Below are 20,531 nucleotides of genomic sequence, written 5' to 3'. Positions count from 1 at the left end.
CATCGTCCGGCTCGGGGTGGAAGTTTCGTCAGCGCACGTGGTAGCCGCAGACCAGCCCACCCTGGGCCGGCTTGCTAAACCAGAAATACACGTGCTGCACGTCAGGGACAGTACCAGCCTGCAACCGATCGGTGAACTGTGTCATCGGCCACGGTATCGGCACGGCGTGTTGGCCGAAGTGGTCGACCGCCCGTGTCCGGTACGCCACCGACAGCCGCCGAGCGCGTACCGGCGGTCTTCGCCGCCGTCGGCATGCATATCGAGCCGCGAACGAAAGTCTCGTGGCGGTCGTGCGCCCGGAAACAGTTGATCGGCCAGTGCGGTTGCGCGCGAGCGCCGTTCGCGGTCGAGCCGGAAGGGCCGCGAACGGCGCGGCCCGTGCCCGAGCCGGCTCACCCCCACTGACCGGGCACGTAATCACCGGCGGGCGTACGGGCGATGACGTTCATCCGGTTCCAGGCGTTGATCATCGCGATGGCGGCGATCAGGGCGGCGATCTGGTCGTCGTCGTAGTGCTTGCGGACCTCCTGCCACACCGTGTCGCTGACCGCGCGGCCGTCGCCGATCCGGGTGGCCTCCTCGGTGAGCGCCAGTGCGGCGCGCTCGGCCTCGGTGAAGACGGTGGCCTCGTGCCAGGCGGCGATCAGGTTGAGCCGCACGGAGGTCTCACCAGCGTGCGCGGCGTCTTTGGTGTGCATATCGGTGCAGTAGCCGCAGCCGTTGATCTGGCTGGCGCGGATCTTCACCAGTTCGTAGGTCGCGGCGTCCAGCGTGGAGTCGTTGATCACCTTGGATGCCATCGTGAGCCGCTTGATGAAGCTGCCGCCGACCGGGTTGGCGAAGAGGTTGAAGCGCTGTTCCATGATTTCCGTCCTTTGCCGTTCCTTGTGGTTCATCAAGAGGACGACGCGGAAAGACGGAGTGTGACACCGGGTTATGAGACGTGGGTCACAGCTTTTCAGTTCGTGAAGTCGTAGGTGACTCCGGTCAGTTTCTCGGACAGCTGCCACAGGTCGGCGGCGACCTTCTCGTCCCGGGACGCCCTCGACGAGCCGGACGGCCCCGGATATCCGCGCATGCCCGCGAGTCCGGTGGGTCCGTAGTAGGCGCCCGGCTGGACGTCGGCGGTCGCGGCGTACAACGTCGGCAGCGCGCCCATCGCGGCGTTCTGCGCGAACACCCGGTTGCCTACCCACATCACCCGGTCGAGGAACGACTCGGTGTGCGACTGCAACTCGGTGGAGGCGTAGCCGGGATGCGCTGCGACCGAGATCTTCGCGGATCCCGCCGCGGTCAACCTGCGCTGCAGCTCGCGAGCGAACATCAGGTTGGCCAGCTTGGCCTGCCCGTAGGCGGCCCAGCGCTGATACTTGCGCCGCTCCCAGTTCAAGTCGTCCAGGTCGATCTTGCCGATCTGGTGCGCACCGCTGGATACGGTGACGATCCGGTCGGAAATCTTGCCCAGCAGCAGCCCGGTGAGCGCGAAATGGCCGAGATGGTTTGTGCCGATCTGCTTTTCGAATCCGTCGGCGGTGCGCCCTTCGGGCAGAGCCATCACGCCCGCGTTGTTGATCAGTACATCGGCCCCGTCGACGCCCTCGGCGAACGCGCGCACCGAAGCGAGATCGGCCAGATCCAGTTCGCGTACCTGCGCCCGGTCGCCGAGCCCGGCGGCCACCCGCTCCCCTTTGGCGACGTTCCGGCAGGCGAGCACCACCTCACCCCCCGCAGCGGCGAGCGCGCGCACCGTTTCGGCCCCCAGGCCGCTATTGGCCCCTGTCACGATGAACTTCCGACCGCTCTGATCGGGGATGTTCGAGGTGTCCCACCTGGTCATGACGAAAAGTCTAGTGCTCGGCGGCCCGGCGCGGCAGCTTCGAACACGCCGCGGTCTACTCCGGGCGAGGGCATTCCAAGTAGGGTTGCCTAACCTATATAAGGGAACCCTTTGCTCGAACTGTGAGGCTGACCGTGACTTCCACTCCGACCGAGTCCGCGCATCGCGACGGCTACGTACCTTTTCCCGCGGACAAGGCCGCGGAGTATCGAGCGGCCGGCTACTGGGCCGGACGCCCGCTGGGAGACCTTCTGCGCTCGACCGCACAGCGGCATCCCGAGCGCCCCGCACTGGTCGACGCGACGGGCACGCGCAGCTACGCCGACATCGATGCCGCCGCCGACCGGATGGCCCACGGACTGCTCGCGCTCGGCATCGCGCCCGGCGACCGCGTGGTGGTCCAGCTGCCGAACGTGCCCGAGTTCCTGACCGTGCTGTTCGGCCTGCTGCGCGCCGGGATCATTCCCGTGTTGAGCCTGCCCGCGCATCGACGGGCCGAAATCGAGCATCTGGCACGGCTTTCCGACGCGGTCGGTTACATCGTCGCCGACCGGACGGGCGAGTTCGACTACCGGGAACTGGCCTCGACCGTGCGGGACGCGGTGCCGTCGCTGCGCCATGTCCTCGTCCTCGGCGATCCCGGTCCGTTCACCGACCTCGCCTCGATCCCGCGCGACGGCGGCGAGCTGCCCGAGATCGATCCGGGCGATATCGCCCTGATGCTGGTCTCCGGCGGCACCACCGGCCTGCCGAAGCTGATCGCGCGCACGCACGACGACTACGCCTACAACGCCACCGCCAGCGCGGCGGTGTGCGAATTGACCGAGCGGGACGTGTATCTGGCGACGCTGCCCGCCGCGCACAACTTCCCGCTGGCCTGCCCCGGGATCCTCGGCACCGTCGCGGTCGGCGGTGCGGTGGCCTTCGTCGGCGACCCGAGCCCGGAGAACGCGTTCGCCGCGATCGAGCGGCACCGGGTCACGGTCACGGCCGTCGTGCCGCCGCTGGCCCAGCTCTGGTGCGCGGCCACCGAATGGGAAGCGGCCGATTTGAGTTCGCTGCGGCTGCTGCAGGTGGGCGGCGCGCGACTGGCGGAGGTCAACGCGAAGGAAGTGACCCCGGCGCTGGGCGCGACCTTGCAGCAGGTGTTCGGCATGGCCGAGGGTCTGCTCAACTACACCCGGCTCGACGATCCGGCCGAATTGCTGCACACCAGTCAGGGCCGTCCGCTCTCCCCCGCCGACGAGATCCGCGTGGTGGACGGCGACGGCAACGAGGTGGCCCCCGGCGCGGAGGGCGAGCTGCTGACCCGGGGTCCGTACACGATTCGCGGCTACTACCGAGCGCCCGAGCACAACGCGCGCGCGTTCACCCCGGACGGCTTCTATCGCAGCGGTGATCTGGTCCGCCGCCTGCCCAGCGGGCATCTGGTGGTGTCCGGCCGGATCAAAGATGTGATCAACCGCGGCGGCGAGAACGTCTCCTGCGACGAGCTCGAGGAACATCTGCTCGCCCATCCCGCCGTCCGGCATGCCGCCGCCGTCGGGCTGCCCGACGCGGCCCTGGGCGAGAAGGTCTGCGCCGTGCTGGTCGTCGACGGCGAGATGCCGACGCTGGCCGAGATCAAGACCTTCCTCGCCGCACGCGGATTGGCCACCTACAAATTGCCCGACGTGCTGCGCCGCAGCGACGAACTGCCGGTCACCGCGGTCGGCAAGATCGACAAGAAGGCGCTGCTGCGCGCCGACCTGTAAGTGCGGCTGGAAGACCGACGGGCAGCGCACCGATCGCGCGCTGCCCGTACGCCTTCCGTTACGCCTTGACGACGTAGGGCGCGATGCTGCCCAGCTTCTCGCAGGTCTCCTCGAACTCGCGCTCCGGCCGGGACTGGCCCACGATGCCCGCACCCGCGCGCAGCCAGGCTCCCTCGGCGTTCTGGTACACCGCGCGCAACACCAGGGTCGCCTCCAGCGCGCCGGTCGGCGAAACGGTCACCACCGCACCGGAGTACAACCCGCGCGGGTCGTGATCGAGGCGGAACACCGAGTCGACGCCTTCGCGCTTCGGAATCCCGGAGGCGGTCACCGACGGGAACAGCACCTCCAGCGCGTCCCAGCTGGACCGGCCCGCCGCCAGCCGGCCGCGCACCGTGGAGGCCAGATGCTGCACGCTGCCCCGCTCGCGCACGGCCATGAAATCCGACACCGCGGGCGTGCCGGGGTCGGCGACGGCCGCGATCTCCGCGAACGAGGTCTGCACCGAGATGGCGTGTTCCACGATCTCTTTCGGGTCGGTGATCAGGTCGGCCCTGGCGGCCGAGTCGGCCGCGGCGCCGCGGCCGAACGCGCGCGTGCCCGCCAGCGGCTCGGTGGTCACCACTCGGTCGTCGTCCACGGACGCGACCAGTTCGGGGCTGAAGCCCGCCGCCTCCAGACCGCCGAGCCGCAGCAGGAACGACCGCGCCGGAGTGTTGTGCGCGCGTCCGAGCCGATAGGTGGCCGGAATGTCCACGGCGAACGGCAGATCGACCTTCCTCGACAGGATGACCTTCTGGTATCGCCCGGCCCGGATCTCGCCGACCGCCTCGGCCACCCGGTCGCGGTAGCCGGTGGGGTCGATGCGGATGTCGGCCGGATGCGCTCGCGGCAGTTCGGTGTTCTGCGACTGCGCGATCAGGTCGTGGATGTCTCCGGTCTCCGTCGGCGTCGCGCCCGATATCCGCACGCCGAATTCGCCCATCCGCACTTCGATCCGGGGAACCATCAGGTGCGCAAGCGTGGTGCGCGGGTCCAGGTGCTCGGTGGCGTCCAGCGCCCAGGCGCAGAACTCGAATCCGATCCAGCCGTAGGCGTTCCGCCCGTCGAGGGGCAACCTGCCGAGCGCGCGGTCGATCACTCCCGCGGGATTGCCTTCCCACGGGCTGGTGGTGGTCTGCCCTTCCCAGGCGATGCGCAGTTCGCGGACGTCCAGTTCGACACTGCCGATCGGATCGGCGGCGAACACCCACTCCCCGGGGCGCTCGTACATCACGTACTCGCCGAACCGATCCGCCCCCGCCAGCCGGGACATCGCTGCCGCCGGATCGGTCACATACTCAACCCGCAGGCGTTCCGTGGTCGACAACGATCCTCCAAAGGTTACCCTGGCCTAACTAATGCAGGTAAGGTTAGCATTACCTGCATCACCGTGCGGGTGTGCTCGCGGCCACAGCGGCAAGCACTTTCGCCAACCCACTTCGCGAGGACAGGCCATTCGCGTCCGCAACGAACTCGCCGCGCCGACTGCCTGCGCGGAATAGACCCTCCGGGATTGAATAGTGGGATGATCGATCACCGCGGCGATTCACCCGCGACAGCCCGGCCCGGGACCGCACCACGATCGGTGGTGGCCCTGATCGACGCCGCCTCGGGGGTGGAACGCGAACTCGTCGGCAAGTGGCTTGCCGACGGCGGGATCAGCGCGGAGTTCGGCACCGACGCGCCGGTCACGCAGCTGGACCTGGACGCGGGCGCCGTCGCCGCCCGGCTGGTCGGCAGGCGCGACGATCCGCTGGTGGTGCCGATCCGCGTGCTGTGGCTGCCGCCCGAACGCGACGGCGTGCGCCGCGTCACCTTCGCCGATCTGGCTCTGCTCACCAACCCGCGCAAGCCGAATCGGCTGGCGCAGCGCAGACTGCTGGCCAAGTCACCGGACCGGTACGTCGTGCTGACCGGTGCGCCGGCTTGTCTCAGCGAGTTGCGAGCGAACAACCCGGAAGCTTCGGCCCTGTTCGACAAGGGCACCGCCGAGCCGTTCGCCCGCGCGGTCGTGCGCGCGGCGGTGGTGGCGCTCGAACGCGCCGAGCGCACCATCATCGGCGACCGGTACAAGGTGCCCAAGCTGGTCGCGGAGGAGATCCTCGACTCCCCCGACTTCCTGCGCAGGCTGGAACTCATCGCCGACCAGATCGGGGCGAGCCCGCACGAGGTGTACCGCCGCGCGGAGAAAGCGCTCAACGAGCTCGTGGCCGCGCAGAGCAGGCTGATCTCCGACCTGTTCACCCAAGCCATGCGCCCGGTGCACGCCTCGACCTGGAAGGTGGACTCCGACGATTCCGGCCTGGCCGGGTTGCGCGATCTCAACCGACGCTTCCCGCTGGTATTCCTGCCCTCGCACCGCTCCTACGTCGACGCGTTCGTGCTCGGAGACGTGCTGGCCCGCAACGACTTCCCGCCGAACCACGTGATCGGCGGCGCGAACCTCAGCTTCTGGCCGATGGGCCCGGTCGCCCGGCGCACCGGAACTGTGTTCATCCGGCGCAGTTTCGGCGACGACGAGGTCTACAAGGCCGTCGTCGAGGAGTACTTCGCCTATCTGCTGGCCAAGCGCTTCAACCTGGAGTGGTACTTCGAGGGCGGCCGCACCCGCACCGGCAAACTGCGGCCGCCGCGCTACGGCTTGCTGAACTACCTTTCCGCGGCGGTCCGTTCCAACCGCATCGATGACGTCATGCTGGTGCCGGTCTCGATCACCTACGAGCGGCTCAACGAACTCGGCGCCATCGCCACCGAGCAGGAGGGCGGCAAGAAGAAACCGGAGGGCCTGACCTGGCTGGCGCGCTACATCCGTAGCCAGCAGCATTCCGCCGGGCACGTGTACGTCCGTTTCGGCGAGCCGCTGTCGGCCCGCGACCGGCTCTCCGCACACGGCGATCCGCTCACGGCCCCGCCGCTGACCATCCCGCTACACCACACCGAGCCGATTCCGCCGCCGCGCACCGAAGCCGGGGTCGTCGACAACGAACCACCCGAGATCGCGGAACTGGAGCGAAGGGCCGTGCAGCGGTTGGCATTCGAAGTCGCGGTCGGTATCAACGCGGTCACCCCGGTGACGGTCAACGCGTTGGTCACCCTGGCGCTGCTGGGGGTGGACGGGCGCGCCCTGACCCTCGGCGAGGTGCGCACGGTGCTCAACCCCGTCCTCGGTTACATCGACAAGCGCGAACTGCCGCGCGGCGAACTCGAGGCCCTCCGCGACGAACAGGGCCTGGCCGTGGTGCTGGAACAGCTTTCGCTGACGAAGGTGGTCACGGTGTATCGCGGCGGGATCGAGCCGGTGTACTCGATCGAGTCGGGCGCGCACCTGGAGGCCGCCTTCTACCGCAACAGTGCCGTGCACTGGTTCGTCAATCGCGCCATCCTCGAGCTGTCCATCCTGGCCGCGGTCGACAGCGACGACGCCGATGCCCTGCGAACCGGCTGGGACGAGGCATTCCGGCTGCGCGATCTGCTGAAGTTCGAGTTCTTCTTCCCGGATCGCGGCGAGTTCGCCGATCAGATGGTCGCGGAGATGCTGCTGGTGGATCCGGACTGGTACAGCCATTCCCGCCGGGACACCGACGGCTCGGACATCCTGGCGAAGCTCACCGCCTCCGGCTTCACCATGGCCCATCGCGTGCTGCGCTCGTTCGTCGACGCGCAGCTGGTGGTGGCCGAGCGGCTGGCCGATCGCGACGCGAGCGACGAGATCGACCGTAAGGGGCTCATCACCGAATGCGTGGCGGTCGGCAAACAGATGATGCTGCAGCAACGGCTGCACAGCCCCGAGTCGGTTTCCACCGAGTTGTTCACCAGCGCCCTGAAGCTCGCCGACAACTACGGCCTGCTGGAGACGGTGTCCGAGGACGATCCGGAGTCGGCTCGGAAGGAATTGATCGCACGACGAAGGGAATTCGCCGAACGCCTGCGCGTGATCGGCGCCCGCATCGCGCAGGCCGCCGCACTGGACCCGTCCAATCGGGAGGCGCGGTGAACGATCGCCCGGAAAACATCGCGGTACTCAGGAGGATCGATGACCGACGCGCGCGCTGACCTCGACGCCGCGCTCGCCGCCATCCGCTCCGGGCCGCAGGGCCCCGCGGTCGCCGCGGTCTTCGACTTCGGCGGCGCGGTCGTCGACGGTCCCGGCTCCCGGCGCCGGCCCCGCCGCAAGCCCGCCGACGTGCTACTCGGCGGACTCCACAACCACATGACCGACGGCGAATACAGCCGGTTCCTCCGCGAGCTGTCCGCGACGCTGGCCGGTCGCTCCGAACAGGAATTGGACGAGCTGGGCAGGCGCCAGTTCAAGCGCACCGGGTACGGATACCTGTATCCCGAAGCGTGGGAGCTGATCCGCACCCACCGAGCGGCCGGGCACACGATCGTGCTGGCCACCTCGCTGACCAGATTCCACGTCGCGCCCGCCGCGGCGCAGCTGGGTATCGAACACGTGCTGTACACGCCCATGGCCACCACCGACGGTGTGCTCACCGGGTATCCCGACGGCAGAACTCTGTGGCGCAACGGCAAAGCCGAGGCGGTCACGGAGTTCGCCGCCGCGCACGGGGTGGATCTCGGACGCAGCTACGCCTACGCAGGCGCGATCGCCGACGCGCCCATGCTGTCGCTGGTGGGGCATCCGGTGGCGGTGAACCCCGACGACGAGCTGGCCGACACCGCCGACCGGCGGCAGTGGGCCCGGCTGACGTTCCGGCCGCGCCGCTCGCCGCGCGCAGGCGATTACGCCCGCACCGCCGCGGGCTTCGCCGGATTGCTCGGGGGCGCGCTGTTCGGCGTCGCGTCGAAAGCGCCCACGAAGGACCGGCAGCAAATGGCCGACGCGTTGATGGCGCACGCCGCGCGCAACACACTGCGCATCGCGGGCGTGCACGTGCGCGTCACCGGCGCGGAGCACGCGAAATCGCCGCGGCCCGCGGTTTTCCTGTTCAACCACCAGAGCCAGTTCGACATCATCATCGTGCCCGAGGTGCTCGGCGGCGGCGTCACCGCGATCGGCAAGAAGGAGCTGACCAAGAATCCGGTCTTCGGCCCGCTCATGCGCTTCGTCGGAGTGACGTTCATCGACCGCGCGGACACCGCGCAGGCGAAGGCGGCGTTGCTGCCGGTGGTCGAGACCCTGCGCGGCGGATTGTCGGTCGCGGTGGCTCCCGAAGGGACCCGCTCCTACACCCCCGAGATCGGACCGTTCAAGAAAGGCGCGTTCCACATCGCGATACAGGCCGGAGTGCCCGTCATCCCGGTCGTGATCCGGAACGCGGGCGAGATCTGCTGGCGCAACGCGATGGTCGCCCGGCCCGGAACGGTCGACGTGGCGATCCTCGACCCGATCGACGTCAGCGCATGGGATCCGGGTGATCTGGACCACAACGTGGCGCGGGTGCGCCAGCTGTTCGTCGATACGCTCCTGGATTGGCCGCGCTGACCGGCCGATCGCACGTCGGCAGCGCCGCCGATTCGGTGGGGTCGACCTGCGGCAGGGTTTGTCCGGCCTGGCGACGGCTCACCCACGCGTCGTCGCCGCTTCCACCGCACCGCCGGTGATCGGCATGACGCCGCGCGCGCTGCTGTCCGTCCGGTGAGCAGGGTGCAGCGGGCGGCCCAGGTGTAAGTCGCCGTGACGGCGGCGGCGCCCTCCCCTGGCCGCGGTGCTCGTTTCGGTCGCGGGGCACAACCGGCGTCGTCAGCCGCTGGGCGCCGGGCCCCGTTCCCGTGGCTCGTGGGGCGCGCTCAGACCGCCCGGCCGAACAGCAGCTTCCACGGCATGAGCGCCGATTCGAGCTGCACTTTGAGGCTCATCTTGGACGCCCCGAGCGTCCGCTCCTCGAACCGGATCGGCACCTCGGCGATCGCGATCCCCTTCTTGATGGTGCGGTAATTCATCTCGACCTGGAAGGAGTAGCCGTTGCTGCGGATCGAGGCCACGTCGATGGCGCGCAGGGTGTCGGCCTTCCATGCCTTGAAGCCCGCGGTGGCGTCCTTGACCCCCAGGCGCAGGATCAGGTTCACATAGAAGTTGGCCCAGGCCGACAACGCCTTGCGGTACCACTTCCACTCGGCGGCCGTCGAGCCGCCGGGCACGTAGCGGGACCCGAGCACCACGCCCGCGTCGGTGGTGGTGAGCTTCTCCAGCATGGCCGGGATGACTTCGGCGGGATGCGACAGGTCGGCATCCATCTGGATGACCACGTCCGCGCCCTCGTCCAGAGCGCGCGTGATACCAGCCACGTAAGCGCGGCCCAACCCGTCCTTCTCGGTCCGGTGCAGCACACCGACCACGTTCGGCAGTTCGGCGGCGAGCTTGTCGGCCACTTCGCCGGTGCCGTCCGGCGAGCTGTCGTCCACCACGAGTACGTGCAGGTCGGGCACCGGCAGCGCGGTCAGCCGCTCCACCGCAACCGGCAGATTCTCCCGCTCGTTGTAGGTCGGCACAACAACGGTAACCCTCAAGGGTCGCCCTCCCTGCTGATCCTGGTTTCCGCTCGCAGCCCACGCCAGGACCTCCGAGCATTCGTCGAGTTCTGGAGAACCGTACTCGATACACCTGATCGCGGGCTGAGCGGCCGCACCCGGTGTGACCCCGCCCGAGCCTCCGACCTGCGGCTCAAGATCAACTTCACCGGCCCGGGGAAGGATTGCCCGGGCCGAGTTCGGGCGGGCTCAGTCCCCGTCCCGCCAGGCCCGGTCGCGCGCGTCTTCCCGCGCGTTGCGCGCGTGTGCGATCTCGAGGGCCCGCTCCGCCGTCGCCTTGTCCGGGTACGGGCCCATCCGGTCGCGGAACCAGCACTGCCGTCCTTGCTCGGCCCGATTGTGCTTCAAGCAGTAATACCAGCGCTCAGCCATACCTCCAGCATCCCACCGAACACCGCCCCGCAAACCGCGTTTCCCGTTCGCCCACCATTGCCGGACTTACGGCGGCCGCAATTCACCACCAGAGGCTGCGGTAATGGACGAGCGCGTCACACAGGAGAGCCACACCGAAGATCGCGAAAAGCACGCGCACCGAGATCGGCCCGTAAGTAGTGATAATGCGAACAACTTTTCGATACATCCGCCGCGCCCCGGTCGTTCGCCGCATCGCCAGGCCGAGTATCACCAACGGCGGCAGCAATGCGAGCGCGCAATACGCGATGATGATCAGCGGCCACAACGTCGGCAGTGGATTCCGGGCGGAGATCATCGCGAGTCCGGCGAGATACGGCACCGCGGTCGGCGCCTGGGCGATGCCGATCGCCACGCCGATGCCCGCCAATACCCACGGTCGGCGGCGCAATGCGGTCACCCGCTCCGGGGCCGTCGTTCCGGTCATCCGAATGCATGCGAGAGCGAGCAACACCACGCCCGCCGAAAGCTCGCCCCAGTACCGCACCGCCGGTGTGATCTGGAAGTCGATCAGATCGGTCAGGAATCCGATTCCCAGCACGGTGCAGATCCCGAACGCCGTGGTGACCGCGAAGACGCCCGCCAGCAGGCTCAGACCGCCCACCAGCGGCGACCGGCGGCTCAGCCTGCTGTCGTACACGACGGCCGTGGTGACGCCGATGAGCAGCAGGTCGAGCGAGTCGAGAAAGGCGAACGCCGCGAGCGCGAGAAGAAGGGTCGGCATGGCCGCGCCAGCCTACCCGCACCCCACCGACCACCACCCGAGCCCGAACTCGGATGCGCCACTGTGTGATTCACCACACGTAGACGCTCGACCGACTCCAGAGAACACCCGCCGTGGAAGGCGAAGGGGCTGTTCCACGCCCCGCGGGCAGCTGAGGGAGGGAATCAGGACGGCGATTCCCGCCGCAAGCGAAGAACCGACCCTATGGCCCCGACCGACGGCCCCGGGAGACCGACCCGCCGGGAACCCGGGCCACCAATTCGAACGACAGCGACCGAGCGGGCACTCACTCGACCAACGCCCCTACGAATGAAGGCCACCCTGAATAAACCACACCAACCACACCCGCCGACTACTGAAGGACCCCCAGCAGCCCTCGACTCTGGCATCAAGCGGGGCCGACTCAGCCCGAACGAGAGGCGACATGGACCCAGGAGCGCGAAGAAACGATACGAACCGATGACCGGGAGCAGAGAAAACCCGGACCACACCGCGAATCCAATCCGGACGGTCCCCCCGAACGCAACCACCACCGAGGGGGTCCGGGGCGAAGCCCTCCGGGCGGGGCGTGGGGGTTGCACCCCACAAGAAATGACGAAACGAGCCCGGTTCACGCTCTCCCTGAACCGGGCTCGCCTACGAGTGGAGTGGCCAGGGCCGGGATCGAACCGGCGACCTTCCGCTTTTCAGGCGGACGCTCGTACCAACTGAGCTACCTGGCCGCAGGCACCCGAAGTGAATGCCATACGCGAAACGCCGGATATCTCCGGCGCTTTCTTGCGACCCTGACGGGACTCGAACCCGCGACCTCCGCCGTGACAGGGCGGCGCGCTAACCAACTGCGCCACAGGGCCATGCACTGCTACCAACGATCCGTAGACCGTACCCCCTACGGGATTCGAACCCGCGCTACCGCCTTGAAAGGGCGGCGTCCTAGGCCGCTAGACGAAGGGGGCTCGTCCCGGATTTCTCCGGACCGGCTTTCAACGGCTGTCCGTTGGGAGCTGGGATAGCTTATGACAGACCGGACTCGAATCCCAAACCGGCTGGTCAGAGGCTCAAACCGAGCTCCTCCAAGCGGGCTTGCGCCCGCCAGCCGTCGCTGCGGAACTTCTCCAGCCATTCCATGGTGGCCATGGCCTCGATCACGACCTCGAGCGCCTCCTCGAATCGCGCCCGCAGGTCCACCTGTCCGCCGAGCAGGGCCACCATGTACCGCTGGCCGGCCAGCGCGGCGGCGAGCGTGCGGGTGAACCGGTCGGGATCGGCATCCGCGCGCAGCTGCCCGTGGTCGATGGCGCGGACGGTGAGCACCCTGGTGGTGCGACCCAGGATGCGGCCGCCACCGGCCTGCACGTCACGGTAGAAGTCGGGTTCGATGATCAGGCGGTACTCGGCCTGCACGATGATGTCGTGCTCCAACCGCAGCGCGATCTCATCGACCACCCCGTGCAGGACGTCCAGCGGACTGAGATCCGTTCGGGCCAGCCAGCGCTCGGCGGACGCGCGGTAGCGTTCCACCGCGGTCTCCAGCACCGCGCGTGCCAGATCTTCCTTCGAATCGAAATGGAAGTACATCGCGCCCTTGGTGGCGCGCGACCCTTCCAATATGCGGTTGAGCGATGCAGCGGCATAGCCGCTCTTCCCGAACTCAACGGCGGCGGACCTGATAATCGCCGCCCGTGTCCGGCGCGCCCGCTCTTGCTGCCGTGCCATGCTCGAAACGCCTCCGAAGCCTACTCGCCGCCATCAGCCACCCCCGAAGGAACGGACCCTCGGCGCGAATTCCTGAGTTTTATCAATACGTGAAACCCGGTTTTCGACCGATTTCAAACCTTCGGTACGAAAACTCGCGAAAAACCTGAACAACACCAGCTGGTATAGTTTGCCTGCCCGGGTGCGCCGCAGGGGGTGCGCATCCGGGCATTTCTTCGTCTCGAACGTGCCTCCTCCTGCGGCATCGAGTTCCGTCGAACCGTGGCCGGCCGGACCGACCGCGGCGCTCTCGGACACAGCAACGACAATCCGAATTCCAAGGCGCCGAACGAGTCGGCGAATCTTTCGGAATTCACCAAGGCGTCACCGTACCCGGAATCTCGATCCGACACGCGGCAAACCGACGAGTCAGGTAGCCATCCGATTCCGATTTCTGTTACGGCAAATATTCGGCAACCGCACCGTCCCGTCCGGAGGGTGCGCGAATTCGACAGCGGCCCAGGATTGTTCACGCGAGTGAACCAGCAGTCCGGACGACCGGCCACCGCCAACGTTTCGCCCGCCAACCCGTCCCACGCGCCCGCCCCGGCCAGAGCCGTTCACCCCCTGCAAATCCAAAGACATTGCCAGCCAACATGATTGAATGATATCCAGATACAGCTGAGATGAACAAAGCTGGGTGGCAAGTGTTTACCGCCTGCATCGCAGCCCGCGCACGCCGCGTTACCCAACTCCCCCTCACCGCCCGCCACACCCGGCCCCGCCGCGCCGGCCCCACCCGTCCACTCCGCCCGCCGACACGAACTCCCCCGATTGGGGCATCCGCCCCCGATCCCACTACACTGTTCCTCCGCGCCCCTATAGCTCAGTTGGTAGAGCTACGGACTTTTAATCCGCAGGTCGTAGGTTCGAGCCCTACTGGGGGCACAGGCGCCGGGCGCCCGGGTCACTCCGGGCGCCCGCGTTGTTTCCGGGAGTTCTCCGCAGGCAGGCACTTGTTATGCCGACGTGAAGGGCCACGCCGGAGCCGCACCCTTCCAGTCGCGTGCAATCCACTCGAGTACCCCAAGCAACGCCCGGCACCGCGATCCGAGCTCGAGGGCCTCGATCGACGGTCATTCGCAGATTCCTTCGTCGCCATCCCCGCCACCGCCGACCGACAGGGCGAGCCACCGATATGCGAGCCGTGGATCGACGAAATGGCCTGGTCGCAGTGACGGCACTATCCGCCCCAGATGTTTGGCCAGGGCAAATTGAGAGCGGCCAAGATGTGATGAAGGGCACAATTGTCGGTGAACTCCTCGACGAGGTCCGGCCGGAGGCGTCCACTTCTGTCGTCGATATGAATGACCCTGCGAGAATGTGTCTTCCGCTAGTTTGTGCGGGTCCGCCGCTGGTTCGCGGTGGTGAGTCGAGTGGGAGGTTCGACGGATGGATCCGGTGACGTTGATCGCGGCCGCGGTGGCGGCTGGTGCGGCGACGGGACTGACCGATGTGGCCACTCGGGTGGTGGCCGATTCCTATCAGGCGCTGAAGGACTTGCTGTCTCGCCGGTATGGGGTGATCGAGGCCGAGATCATCGGGGTGGAGCGGGACCCGCAGGAGCCGCTGCGGCGTCAACTCCTGGCGAAAGAACTCGGCAAGGCCGGCGCCGGGGAGGACCTGGAAGTGCGGGCAGCGGCGGAGGAACTGCTGCGAGTGATCGAGGAGCAGGCCCCCGCGGCGGCCGCGGCGGTGGGTGTGCAGCTGACCCGGGTCGAGGCCGGCGGGGAGATCGAGATCCGCGACGTCACCGCGGCCGCAGGCAGCGGAGTGGAGGCCACCGACGTCAAAGCGGGTGGCTCGATCAGGGTCAGCGGGGTGCGGGCCGGAAGGCCCGATGATGAGGACCCTTCGGTGGCGCGCGGGTAATCCCCGGCCCGGACGCGTCACACACCCAGCAGGGGGCCTCCGCGGGTCTACCGGCATTCGACCTCGACCAGGTGCGAGTCGGTCGAGACCTGCGGATCGACATCCATTCGCCCACGAAGCAGCCCGCTGTTCCGGGTCGGGCGGTGGTCGGTTCGGTGCCACGGGAACCGGATCATTTCGTGCGCCGTGAGCAGCTCACCGATCTGGAAGAGGGACTGGCACAGGGGCGTGTGGCCGTGGTGGTGACCGGGATGCGCGGGGCGGGCAAGACGCAGCTGGCCGCCGCCTATGCCCGCCACGTCCTCGACCACGAGGAGGGGTCGGTCGGGTGGGTGAACGCCGAAACCGCCGACACCCTGCATGCCGGTTTGTCCGAGATCGCCGATTATTTGGGTCTTTCCGCGCCTGGCGAGGACACGCTGCGATCGGCCCGGCGGCTGTGCAACCACCTCAACAACAGCTCCGATCGATACCTGCTGGTACTCGATAACGCCACCGACCCCGAACAGCTCCGCGCGGTGTTGCCCACCCGCGGCGGCACCCGGGTCCTGATCACCACCACCAACACCGCCATTACGTGGCTCGCCGACGTCACTGTAGATGCAGGCACCGGCTACACCCGCGAACAGGCTTTGGCCTACCTTCGTGAGGCCACCGGCCTCGTCGATGATCCCGACGGGGAGCAAAAATTGGCCAAAGAACTCGGCTACCTGCCACTGGCGCTGTCCGCGGCCGCAGCCGTAATCACCGCCGCGCGGCCACCCCTGAGCTACGAGACCTACCTGCAGCGGCTTCGGGCACAATCCCTACCACGAGTATTACGCCGCAGGGACGGTGCCGATCACCCGCTGCGGGTCGACCAGGCGATCCTGCTGTCGATTCAGGCCGCTGAGGCTTCCCGCGGCGACGCGGATCTCGACAGTGTGGTGCGTTGGCTGTTGAGATTGTTCGCTGTGCTCGCCCCGTCCGGGATACGCCGGGAATTGCTGCACCATCCCGACCCGAAACTGGACGAACTGGTCGACGAGGCGATCGACCGCGGCACCCAGCACTCACTGCTGAACTGGTCCACTGCAAAAGACCGCCTACTCGCGCATCGACTTACCGCCCGTGTGCTGCTCGAACGCGACCGAGACGCCGACGACTGCGACGATCTCCTCACCAGCGCACTCGCCGTACTGCGACCACGGCTTGTCCAGCACGAACAGGCATGGGTGTATCGCGCCGTAGGTGCTGATCTGGTCGACCAGATCGAAGCGCTCTGGGCAAGTGGCGTACCTACCCACGCCTCACCTGATGTCCGCGACGACGCCGTTGCTTGCCGCTTCTGGGCGATACGCCACTTGATCGAAACTGTGAGCCTAGATCGAGCGATCACTATCGCCGAGCCGTTTCTCGCTCAATGCGCGCGAGCCCATGGCCCCAATCATCCCAACACCCTGACGTGCCGCAACCATCTCGCCAATGCCTACCGGGAGGCGGGTCGGCTGGCGGAGGCGATACCGCTGTACGAGAACAACCTCACCGAAGTCGAACACATCCTGGGCACCGACCACCCCGCCACCCTGACTTCCCGCAACAACCTTGCCGACGCCTACCGGGACGCCGGGCGTGCGGCGAAGGCGATACCGCTGTACGAGAAAACCCTCATCGATCGCGAGCGGGTCCTCGGTGTCGACCACCCCGCCACCCTGACTTCCCGCAACAACCTCGCCAGCGTATACCAATTGACGGGTCGTGTGATCGAGGCCATTTCGCTGTTGGAGCGCAATGTCGTCGATCGAGAGCGGGTCCTCGGTCCCGACCACCCCGCCACCCTGGCCTCCCGTAACCACCTTGCCTATGCCTACAGGTTGGCGGGGCGACTGACTGAGGCGATACCGCTGTACGAGAAAACCCTCATCGATCGTGAACGGATCCTCGGTGTCGACCACCCCGCCACCCTGCGCACCCGCAACAACCTCGCTAGCGCATACCAATTGACGGGTCGGGTGATCGAGGCGATTCCGCTGGCAGAGCGCAATGTCATCGATCGCGAGCGGGTCCTCAGTCCCGACCACCCCGCCACCTTGACCTCCCGCAACAACCTCGCCAACGCCTACCATTCGGCGGGTCGGAAGGTTGACGCAATCCCACTACTCGAGCGCAACCTCGCCGACTCGGAGCGGATCCTGGGACCCGACCACCCCACCACCCTGCTTTTCCGCAACAATCTCGCCGCTGGATACCAGTCAGCCGGTCGGACAGCCGAGGCGATTCCCCTCCTAGGGCGCAACCTCACCGACGCCGAGCGGATTCTCGGTCCCGACCACTCCACCACTCTCACCACACGCAACAACCTCGCCGCTGCATACCAGTCAGCGGGTCAGACAGCCAAGGCGATACCGCTGCCCGAGAAGACCCCCGTCGATCGCGAGCGGCCTCTTGGTCCCGACCACCCTGACACCCGGTAGCCGTGCAACAGTCTCGCTCGTCTGCGAACCCGTTCCGCCGCTGACTGAACACGTCCGGTTGAGACAAGCCCGACATGGCGTCGAAACGCCGAGACGAATCAACCTTCCGGCAAGGATGTCCGCCTGACGTCGTTGGCAGACAATTCACAGTAACGTCGCAGCTAGGTGCGCCGCGGTGGCCGACACGCGCGGGTACCAGGGCGTTTCATCGTGTACCTCGCGCCGTGAATGCGGCGGTGCGATCCGTCACGTGCGGCTAACGCTCCGTGGGCCGCGTCGATAGTCCCATTGCTGCGGGAATAACCCATACACTCGTGTAGATCACCGAACGGCGAAGGCGTCGTATGAGGTGGATCACCAGGGCATCGATCGTCTAACGGATGCGTTTCGCATCACACCTACGGTGCCGTAAGGTATGGCCGCATCGGTATCGGTCTACCTTGGGATGACCTGCACGACCGGAAGCACACACTGAAGGGTTCATACATGGCAAGGGATCTGACTCAACTCGAGCTTCTGACGGAGTTGGAGCCGGTTGCCGAAGAAAACGTCAACCGGCACCTCTCCCTGGCAAAGGAATGGCATCCGCACGACTACGTCCCGTGGGACGACGGCCGCAACTTCGCGGCACTCGGCGGCGTGGATTGGGATCCGGAGCAGTCCCGGCTCAGTGAGGTCGCGAAGGCGGCCATGATCACCAACTTGCTCACCGAGGACAACCTGCCCTCCTATCACCGGGAGATCGCCGAGAACTTCTCGCAGGACGGCGCCTGGGGCACCTGGGTGGGCCGCTGGACCGCCGAGGAGAATCGCCACGGCATCGTGATGCGGGACTACCTGGTCGTCACCCGCGGCGTCGATCCGGTCGCCCTCGAAGAGGCCCGCATGGTCCACATGACGAACGGTTTCGCCTCCCCTGCCGAAGCCGACGCGGGATTCCTGCATTCCGTCGCGTATGTCACCTTCCAGGAACTCGCCACCCGGGTCAGCCACCGCAACACCGGCAAGGTCTGTGACGATCCGATCGCCGACCGCATGCTGCAGCGCGTCGCCGCCGACGAGAACCTGCACATGATCTTCTACCGCAACATGTGCGGCGCCGCCCTCGACCTTGCCCCCGACCAGGCCATCGAGGCGATCACCCTGATCCTGGAGAACTTCCAGATGCCCGGCGCCGGCATGCCCAACTTCCGCCGCAACGGCGTGCTGATGGCCAAGCACGGCATCTACGACCTGCGCCAGCACCTGGAGGAAGTCGTCCAGCCGGTGCTGAAGAAGTGGAACATCTTCGAGCGCACGGACTTCACCGCCCGCGGCGAGGCGGTCCGCGAGCGCCTCGGCCTGTTCCTGGACAAGCTGAGCAAGGACGTCGTCAAGTTCGAGGAGCAGCGCGACCGCATGCTCGCCCGCGAAGCCGCGAAGCGCGACCGCCAGATGGCGGGCAGCTCCGTAGGCTGACCGCAGCGACAGCACGCCGCCGTCCGGGACCGGACGGCGGCGCGGTATGAACGGACCGGTGTAGCGCCCGCATCGCGGCATGCGTACTGGGCGGGCGACCCGCTCCGGCCGACTTACGTGCGGAAATGAGACACTGGTCGGCGTGACGATGACTACCGAGGCGACGGCGAAACTGCGGATCGGGCCGTATCCGGTCGATCCGCCGGTCGTGCTCGCGCCGATGGCGGGCATCACGAATCTGGCCTTCCGTAAGTTGTGCCGGGAATTCGGCAGCCCGACCTCTATCTACGTGTGCGAGATGATCACCGCGCGGGCGGTGGTCGAGCGCAACGAGAAAACGCTGCACATGATGTCCTTCGACGCCGACGAGCACCCCCGCTCGATGCAGCTCTACGGCGTGGACCCCGCCACGCTCGGCGAAGCCGTGCGCATCATCGTCGGCGAGGGGTGGGCCGACCACATCGACCTCAACCTCGGCTGCCCCGTACCCAAGGTCACCCGGCTCGGCGGCGGCGCAGCCCTGCCCTACAAGCGGACGTTGTTCCGGCACATCGTGCGCGCCATGGTGAGCGCGGCCGAACCGGCGGGGGTCCCGGTCACTCTGAAGTTTCGCATCGGGATCGACGACGAGCACCACACCTATCTGGACGCGGGACGCATCGCGGAAGCCGAGGGTGCGCGGGCGGTCGCGTTGCACGCGCGCACGGCCGCGCAACGCTACTCCGGCGAAGCCGACTGGACCGCGATCGCCCGCCTCAAGGAGGCGGTCACCTCCATCCCGGTACTCGGCAACGGTGACATCTTCTCCGCCGCCGACGCCGTGCGCATGATGGACGAGACCGGGTGCGACGGCGTGGTCGTCGGTCGCGGCTGCCTCGGCAGGCCATGGCTGTTCGCCGAGTTGCAGGCGGCGCTGCGCGGTGAGCCGCTGCCGGAGCCGCCCGATCTGGGCCGGGTGGGTGCGGTGCTGTACCGGCACGGCGCGCTGCTGTCCGAGCATCTCGGCGAGGAGAAGGCCATGCGCGATCTGCGCAAGCACATGGCCTGGTATCTGATGGGCTTCCCGGTCGGATCCGATCTTCGTCGCGCGTTCGCCACGGTGGGCAGTCTCACGCAATTGGAAGATCTCGTCGGCCAGCTCGACCCGGCCGTTCCGTTCCCGAAGGACGCGGAGGGTCCGCGCGGCAGGCAGGGTTCGCCGGGCAAGGTCGCGCTGCCACACGGCTGGCTCGACGATCCGGATGATCCCGCGGTGCCGAGCGCGGCGGATGTGATGCACAGCGGAGGGTAATCCGGCAACCGCACAGCGAATCCCAAGCGCAACACCACTGTGACCTCTTCGATTTCACACTGGGGTGGCTCGCCGTGGCGGAATCGTTATCATTGCGGAATCGGTGCCGCCGGTCGAGTGTGACCTGAGCGGAAAAGCAGGACGAAAAGCGAGGTTCGTTGGTGGGTGACGATCGGCACGGGCGTTCGCCACGTCCCGGAGGTCGCGCCCCGTGGGAGCGGTACCCCGCGGCGGACAACCCTGAACAGGACGCCACACGCACATCTCGTCGTTCCCGCCATACCGACGCCGCTCCCGACCAGAGCTCCGCGCCCCTGACCGTGCAGGATCTCGTCCAGCGGGTCGACAACGAACGCACCGGACGCCGCGGCCGCCGCGCGGAGCCTGCCTCATCGGACCCGGCCGCTGCGCCGAGCCGAGGCCGCCGTACGGAACCCGGTCC

15 protein-coding genes and 4 tRNA genes are annotated in these 20,531 nt (G+C 67.5%); 8 read left to right on the top strand and 11 right to left on the bottom strand.

All coding sequences use genetic code 11. The annotated features are described in order from the left end of the window. Positions 1–392 precede the first annotated feature (392 nt). Both ABZ552_RS07760 and ABZ552_RS07755 read right to left on the bottom strand, forming a co-directional pair. Positions 393–863, bottom strand: coding sequence for a carboxymuconolactone decarboxylase family protein (locus ABZ552_RS07760; RefSeq protein WP_281877276.1), 471 nt, complete (start codon positions 861–863; stop codon positions 393–395). A gap of 95 nt (positions 864–958) precedes the next feature. Next, complete coding sequence (locus tag ABZ552_RS07755) at positions 959–1,837, bottom strand: oxidoreductase (RefSeq protein WP_357436083.1); 879 nt, start codon at positions 1,835–1,837, stop codon at positions 959–961. A 134-nt stretch (positions 1,838–1,971) separates the two neighbouring features. Here ABZ552_RS07755 and ABZ552_RS07750 point away from each other — a divergent pair, with 134 nt between their 5' ends. Further along, complete coding sequence (locus ABZ552_RS07750) at positions 1,972–3,591, top strand: AMP-binding protein (protein ID WP_357436081.1); 1,620 nt, start codon at positions 1,972–1,974, stop codon at positions 3,589–3,591. Positions 3,592–3,649: 58 nt separating this feature from the next. On the opposite strand, the gene nbtS is transcribed toward ABZ552_RS07750, so the two are convergent. Beyond that, positions 3,650–4,960 carry a nocobactin biosynthesis salicylate synthase NbtS gene (gene nbtS / locus ABZ552_RS07745; protein ID WP_281877272.1) on the bottom strand — a complete coding sequence of 437 codons (1,311 nt, stop codon included), beginning with the start codon at positions 4,958–4,960 and terminating at the stop codon, positions 3,650–3,652. Positions 4,961–5,158: 198 nt separating this feature from the next. Here nbtS and ABZ552_RS07740 point away from each other — a divergent pair, with 198 nt between their 5' ends. Beyond that, entirely contained in the window at positions 5,159–7,627 is a 2,469-nt protein-coding gene (locus tag ABZ552_RS07740; RefSeq protein ID WP_281877271.1) for a glycerol-3-phosphate 1-O-acyltransferase, read from the top strand. Positions 7,628–7,666: 39 nt separating this feature from the next. Further along, the gene (locus ABZ552_RS07735) at positions 7,667–9,079 is read left to right on the top strand and encodes a 1-acylglycerol-3-phosphate O-acyltransferase (RefSeq protein ID WP_357436079.1); all 1,413 of its coding nucleotides are present in this window, start codon (positions 7,667–7,669) and stop codon (positions 9,077–9,079) included. Positions 9,080–9,384: 305 nt separating this feature from the next. Here ABZ552_RS07735 and ABZ552_RS07730 read toward each other — a convergent pair whose 3' ends face one another. The 8 genes from ABZ552_RS07730 to ABZ552_RS07695 all read right to left on the bottom strand — a co-directional run bounded on the left by ABZ552_RS07730 (position 9,385) and on the right by ABZ552_RS07695 (position 13,273). After that, entirely contained in the window at positions 9,385–10,104 is a 720-nt protein-coding gene (locus ABZ552_RS07730; protein ID WP_357436077.1) for a polyprenol monophosphomannose synthase, read from the bottom strand. Positions 10,105–10,314: 210 nt separating this feature from the next. After that, positions 10,315–10,497 carry a hypothetical protein gene (locus ABZ552_RS07725; RefSeq protein ID WP_195085694.1) on the bottom strand — a complete coding sequence of 61 codons (183 nt, stop codon included), beginning with the start codon at positions 10,495–10,497 and terminating at the stop codon, positions 10,315–10,317. 82 nt (positions 10,498–10,579) lie between these two features. Then, the gene (locus ABZ552_RS07720; RefSeq protein WP_357436075.1) at positions 10,580–11,260 is read right to left on the bottom strand and encodes a GAP family protein; all 681 of its coding nucleotides are present in this window, start codon (positions 11,258–11,260) and stop codon (positions 10,580–10,582) included. A 648-nt stretch (positions 11,261–11,908) separates the two neighbouring features. After that, a tRNA-Phe gene (locus ABZ552_RS07715) sits at positions 11,909–11,982 on the bottom strand. Between the two features lie 58 nt (positions 11,983–12,040). Continuing rightward, a tRNA-Asp gene (locus ABZ552_RS07710) sits at positions 12,041–12,114 on the bottom strand. Between the two features lie 29 nt (positions 12,115–12,143). Further along, positions 12,144–12,216 (bottom strand) — tRNA-Glu (locus ABZ552_RS07705). A gap of 94 nt (positions 12,217–12,310) precedes the next feature. Next, positions 12,311–12,976 (bottom strand): TetR/AcrR family transcriptional regulator, encoded by a 666-nt coding sequence (locus ABZ552_RS07700; RefSeq protein ID WP_159843254.1) that lies wholly within the window; start codon positions 12,974–12,976, stop codon positions 12,311–12,313. A gap of 33 nt (positions 12,977–13,009) precedes the next feature. Continuing rightward, on the bottom strand, positions 13,010–13,273 hold the full coding sequence (locus tag ABZ552_RS07695; protein WP_281877267.1) for a hypothetical protein: 264 nt from the start codon (positions 13,271–13,273) through the stop codon (positions 13,010–13,012). A gap of 557 nt (positions 13,274–13,830) precedes the next feature. Here ABZ552_RS07695 and ABZ552_RS07690 point away from each other — a divergent pair. The 5 genes from ABZ552_RS07690 (at position 13,831) to dusB (ending at position 20,089) form a co-directional block, all read left to right on the top strand. After that, a tRNA-Lys gene (locus ABZ552_RS07690) sits at positions 13,831–13,903 on the top strand. A 504-nt stretch (positions 13,904–14,407) separates the two neighbouring features. After that, positions 14,408–14,887 (top strand): hypothetical protein, encoded by a 480-nt coding sequence (locus ABZ552_RS07685; protein WP_281877236.1) that lies wholly within the window; start codon positions 14,408–14,410, stop codon positions 14,885–14,887. 71 nt (positions 14,888–14,958) lie between these two features. Further along, the gene (fxsT, locus tag ABZ552_RS07680) at positions 14,959–17,340 is read left to right on the top strand and encodes an FxSxx-COOH system tetratricopeptide repeat protein (protein WP_357436073.1); all 2,382 of its coding nucleotides are present in this window, start codon (positions 14,959–14,961) and stop codon (positions 17,338–17,340) included. Positions 17,341–17,826: 486 nt separating this feature from the next. Further along, on the top strand, positions 17,827–18,798 hold the full coding sequence (locus ABZ552_RS07675) for an acyl-ACP desaturase (RefSeq protein WP_281877234.1): 972 nt from the start codon (positions 17,827–17,829) through the stop codon (positions 18,796–18,798). Positions 18,799–18,946: 148 nt separating this feature from the next. Further along, the gene (gene dusB / locus ABZ552_RS07670) at positions 18,947–20,089 is read left to right on the top strand and encodes a tRNA dihydrouridine synthase DusB (protein WP_357436353.1); all 1,143 of its coding nucleotides are present in this window, start codon (positions 18,947–18,949) and stop codon (positions 20,087–20,089) included. The last annotated feature ends 442 nt before the right edge of the window (positions 20,090–20,531 follow it).

Source organism: Nocardia sp. NPDC019219 (assembly GCF_040632645.1).
Lineage (GTDB): Bacteria > Actinomycetota > Actinomycetes > Mycobacteriales > Mycobacteriaceae > Nocardia > Nocardia sputorum.
Note: the sequence above shows the minus strand (reverse complement) of the source record. Positions and strands in the feature narration are given on the sequence as shown.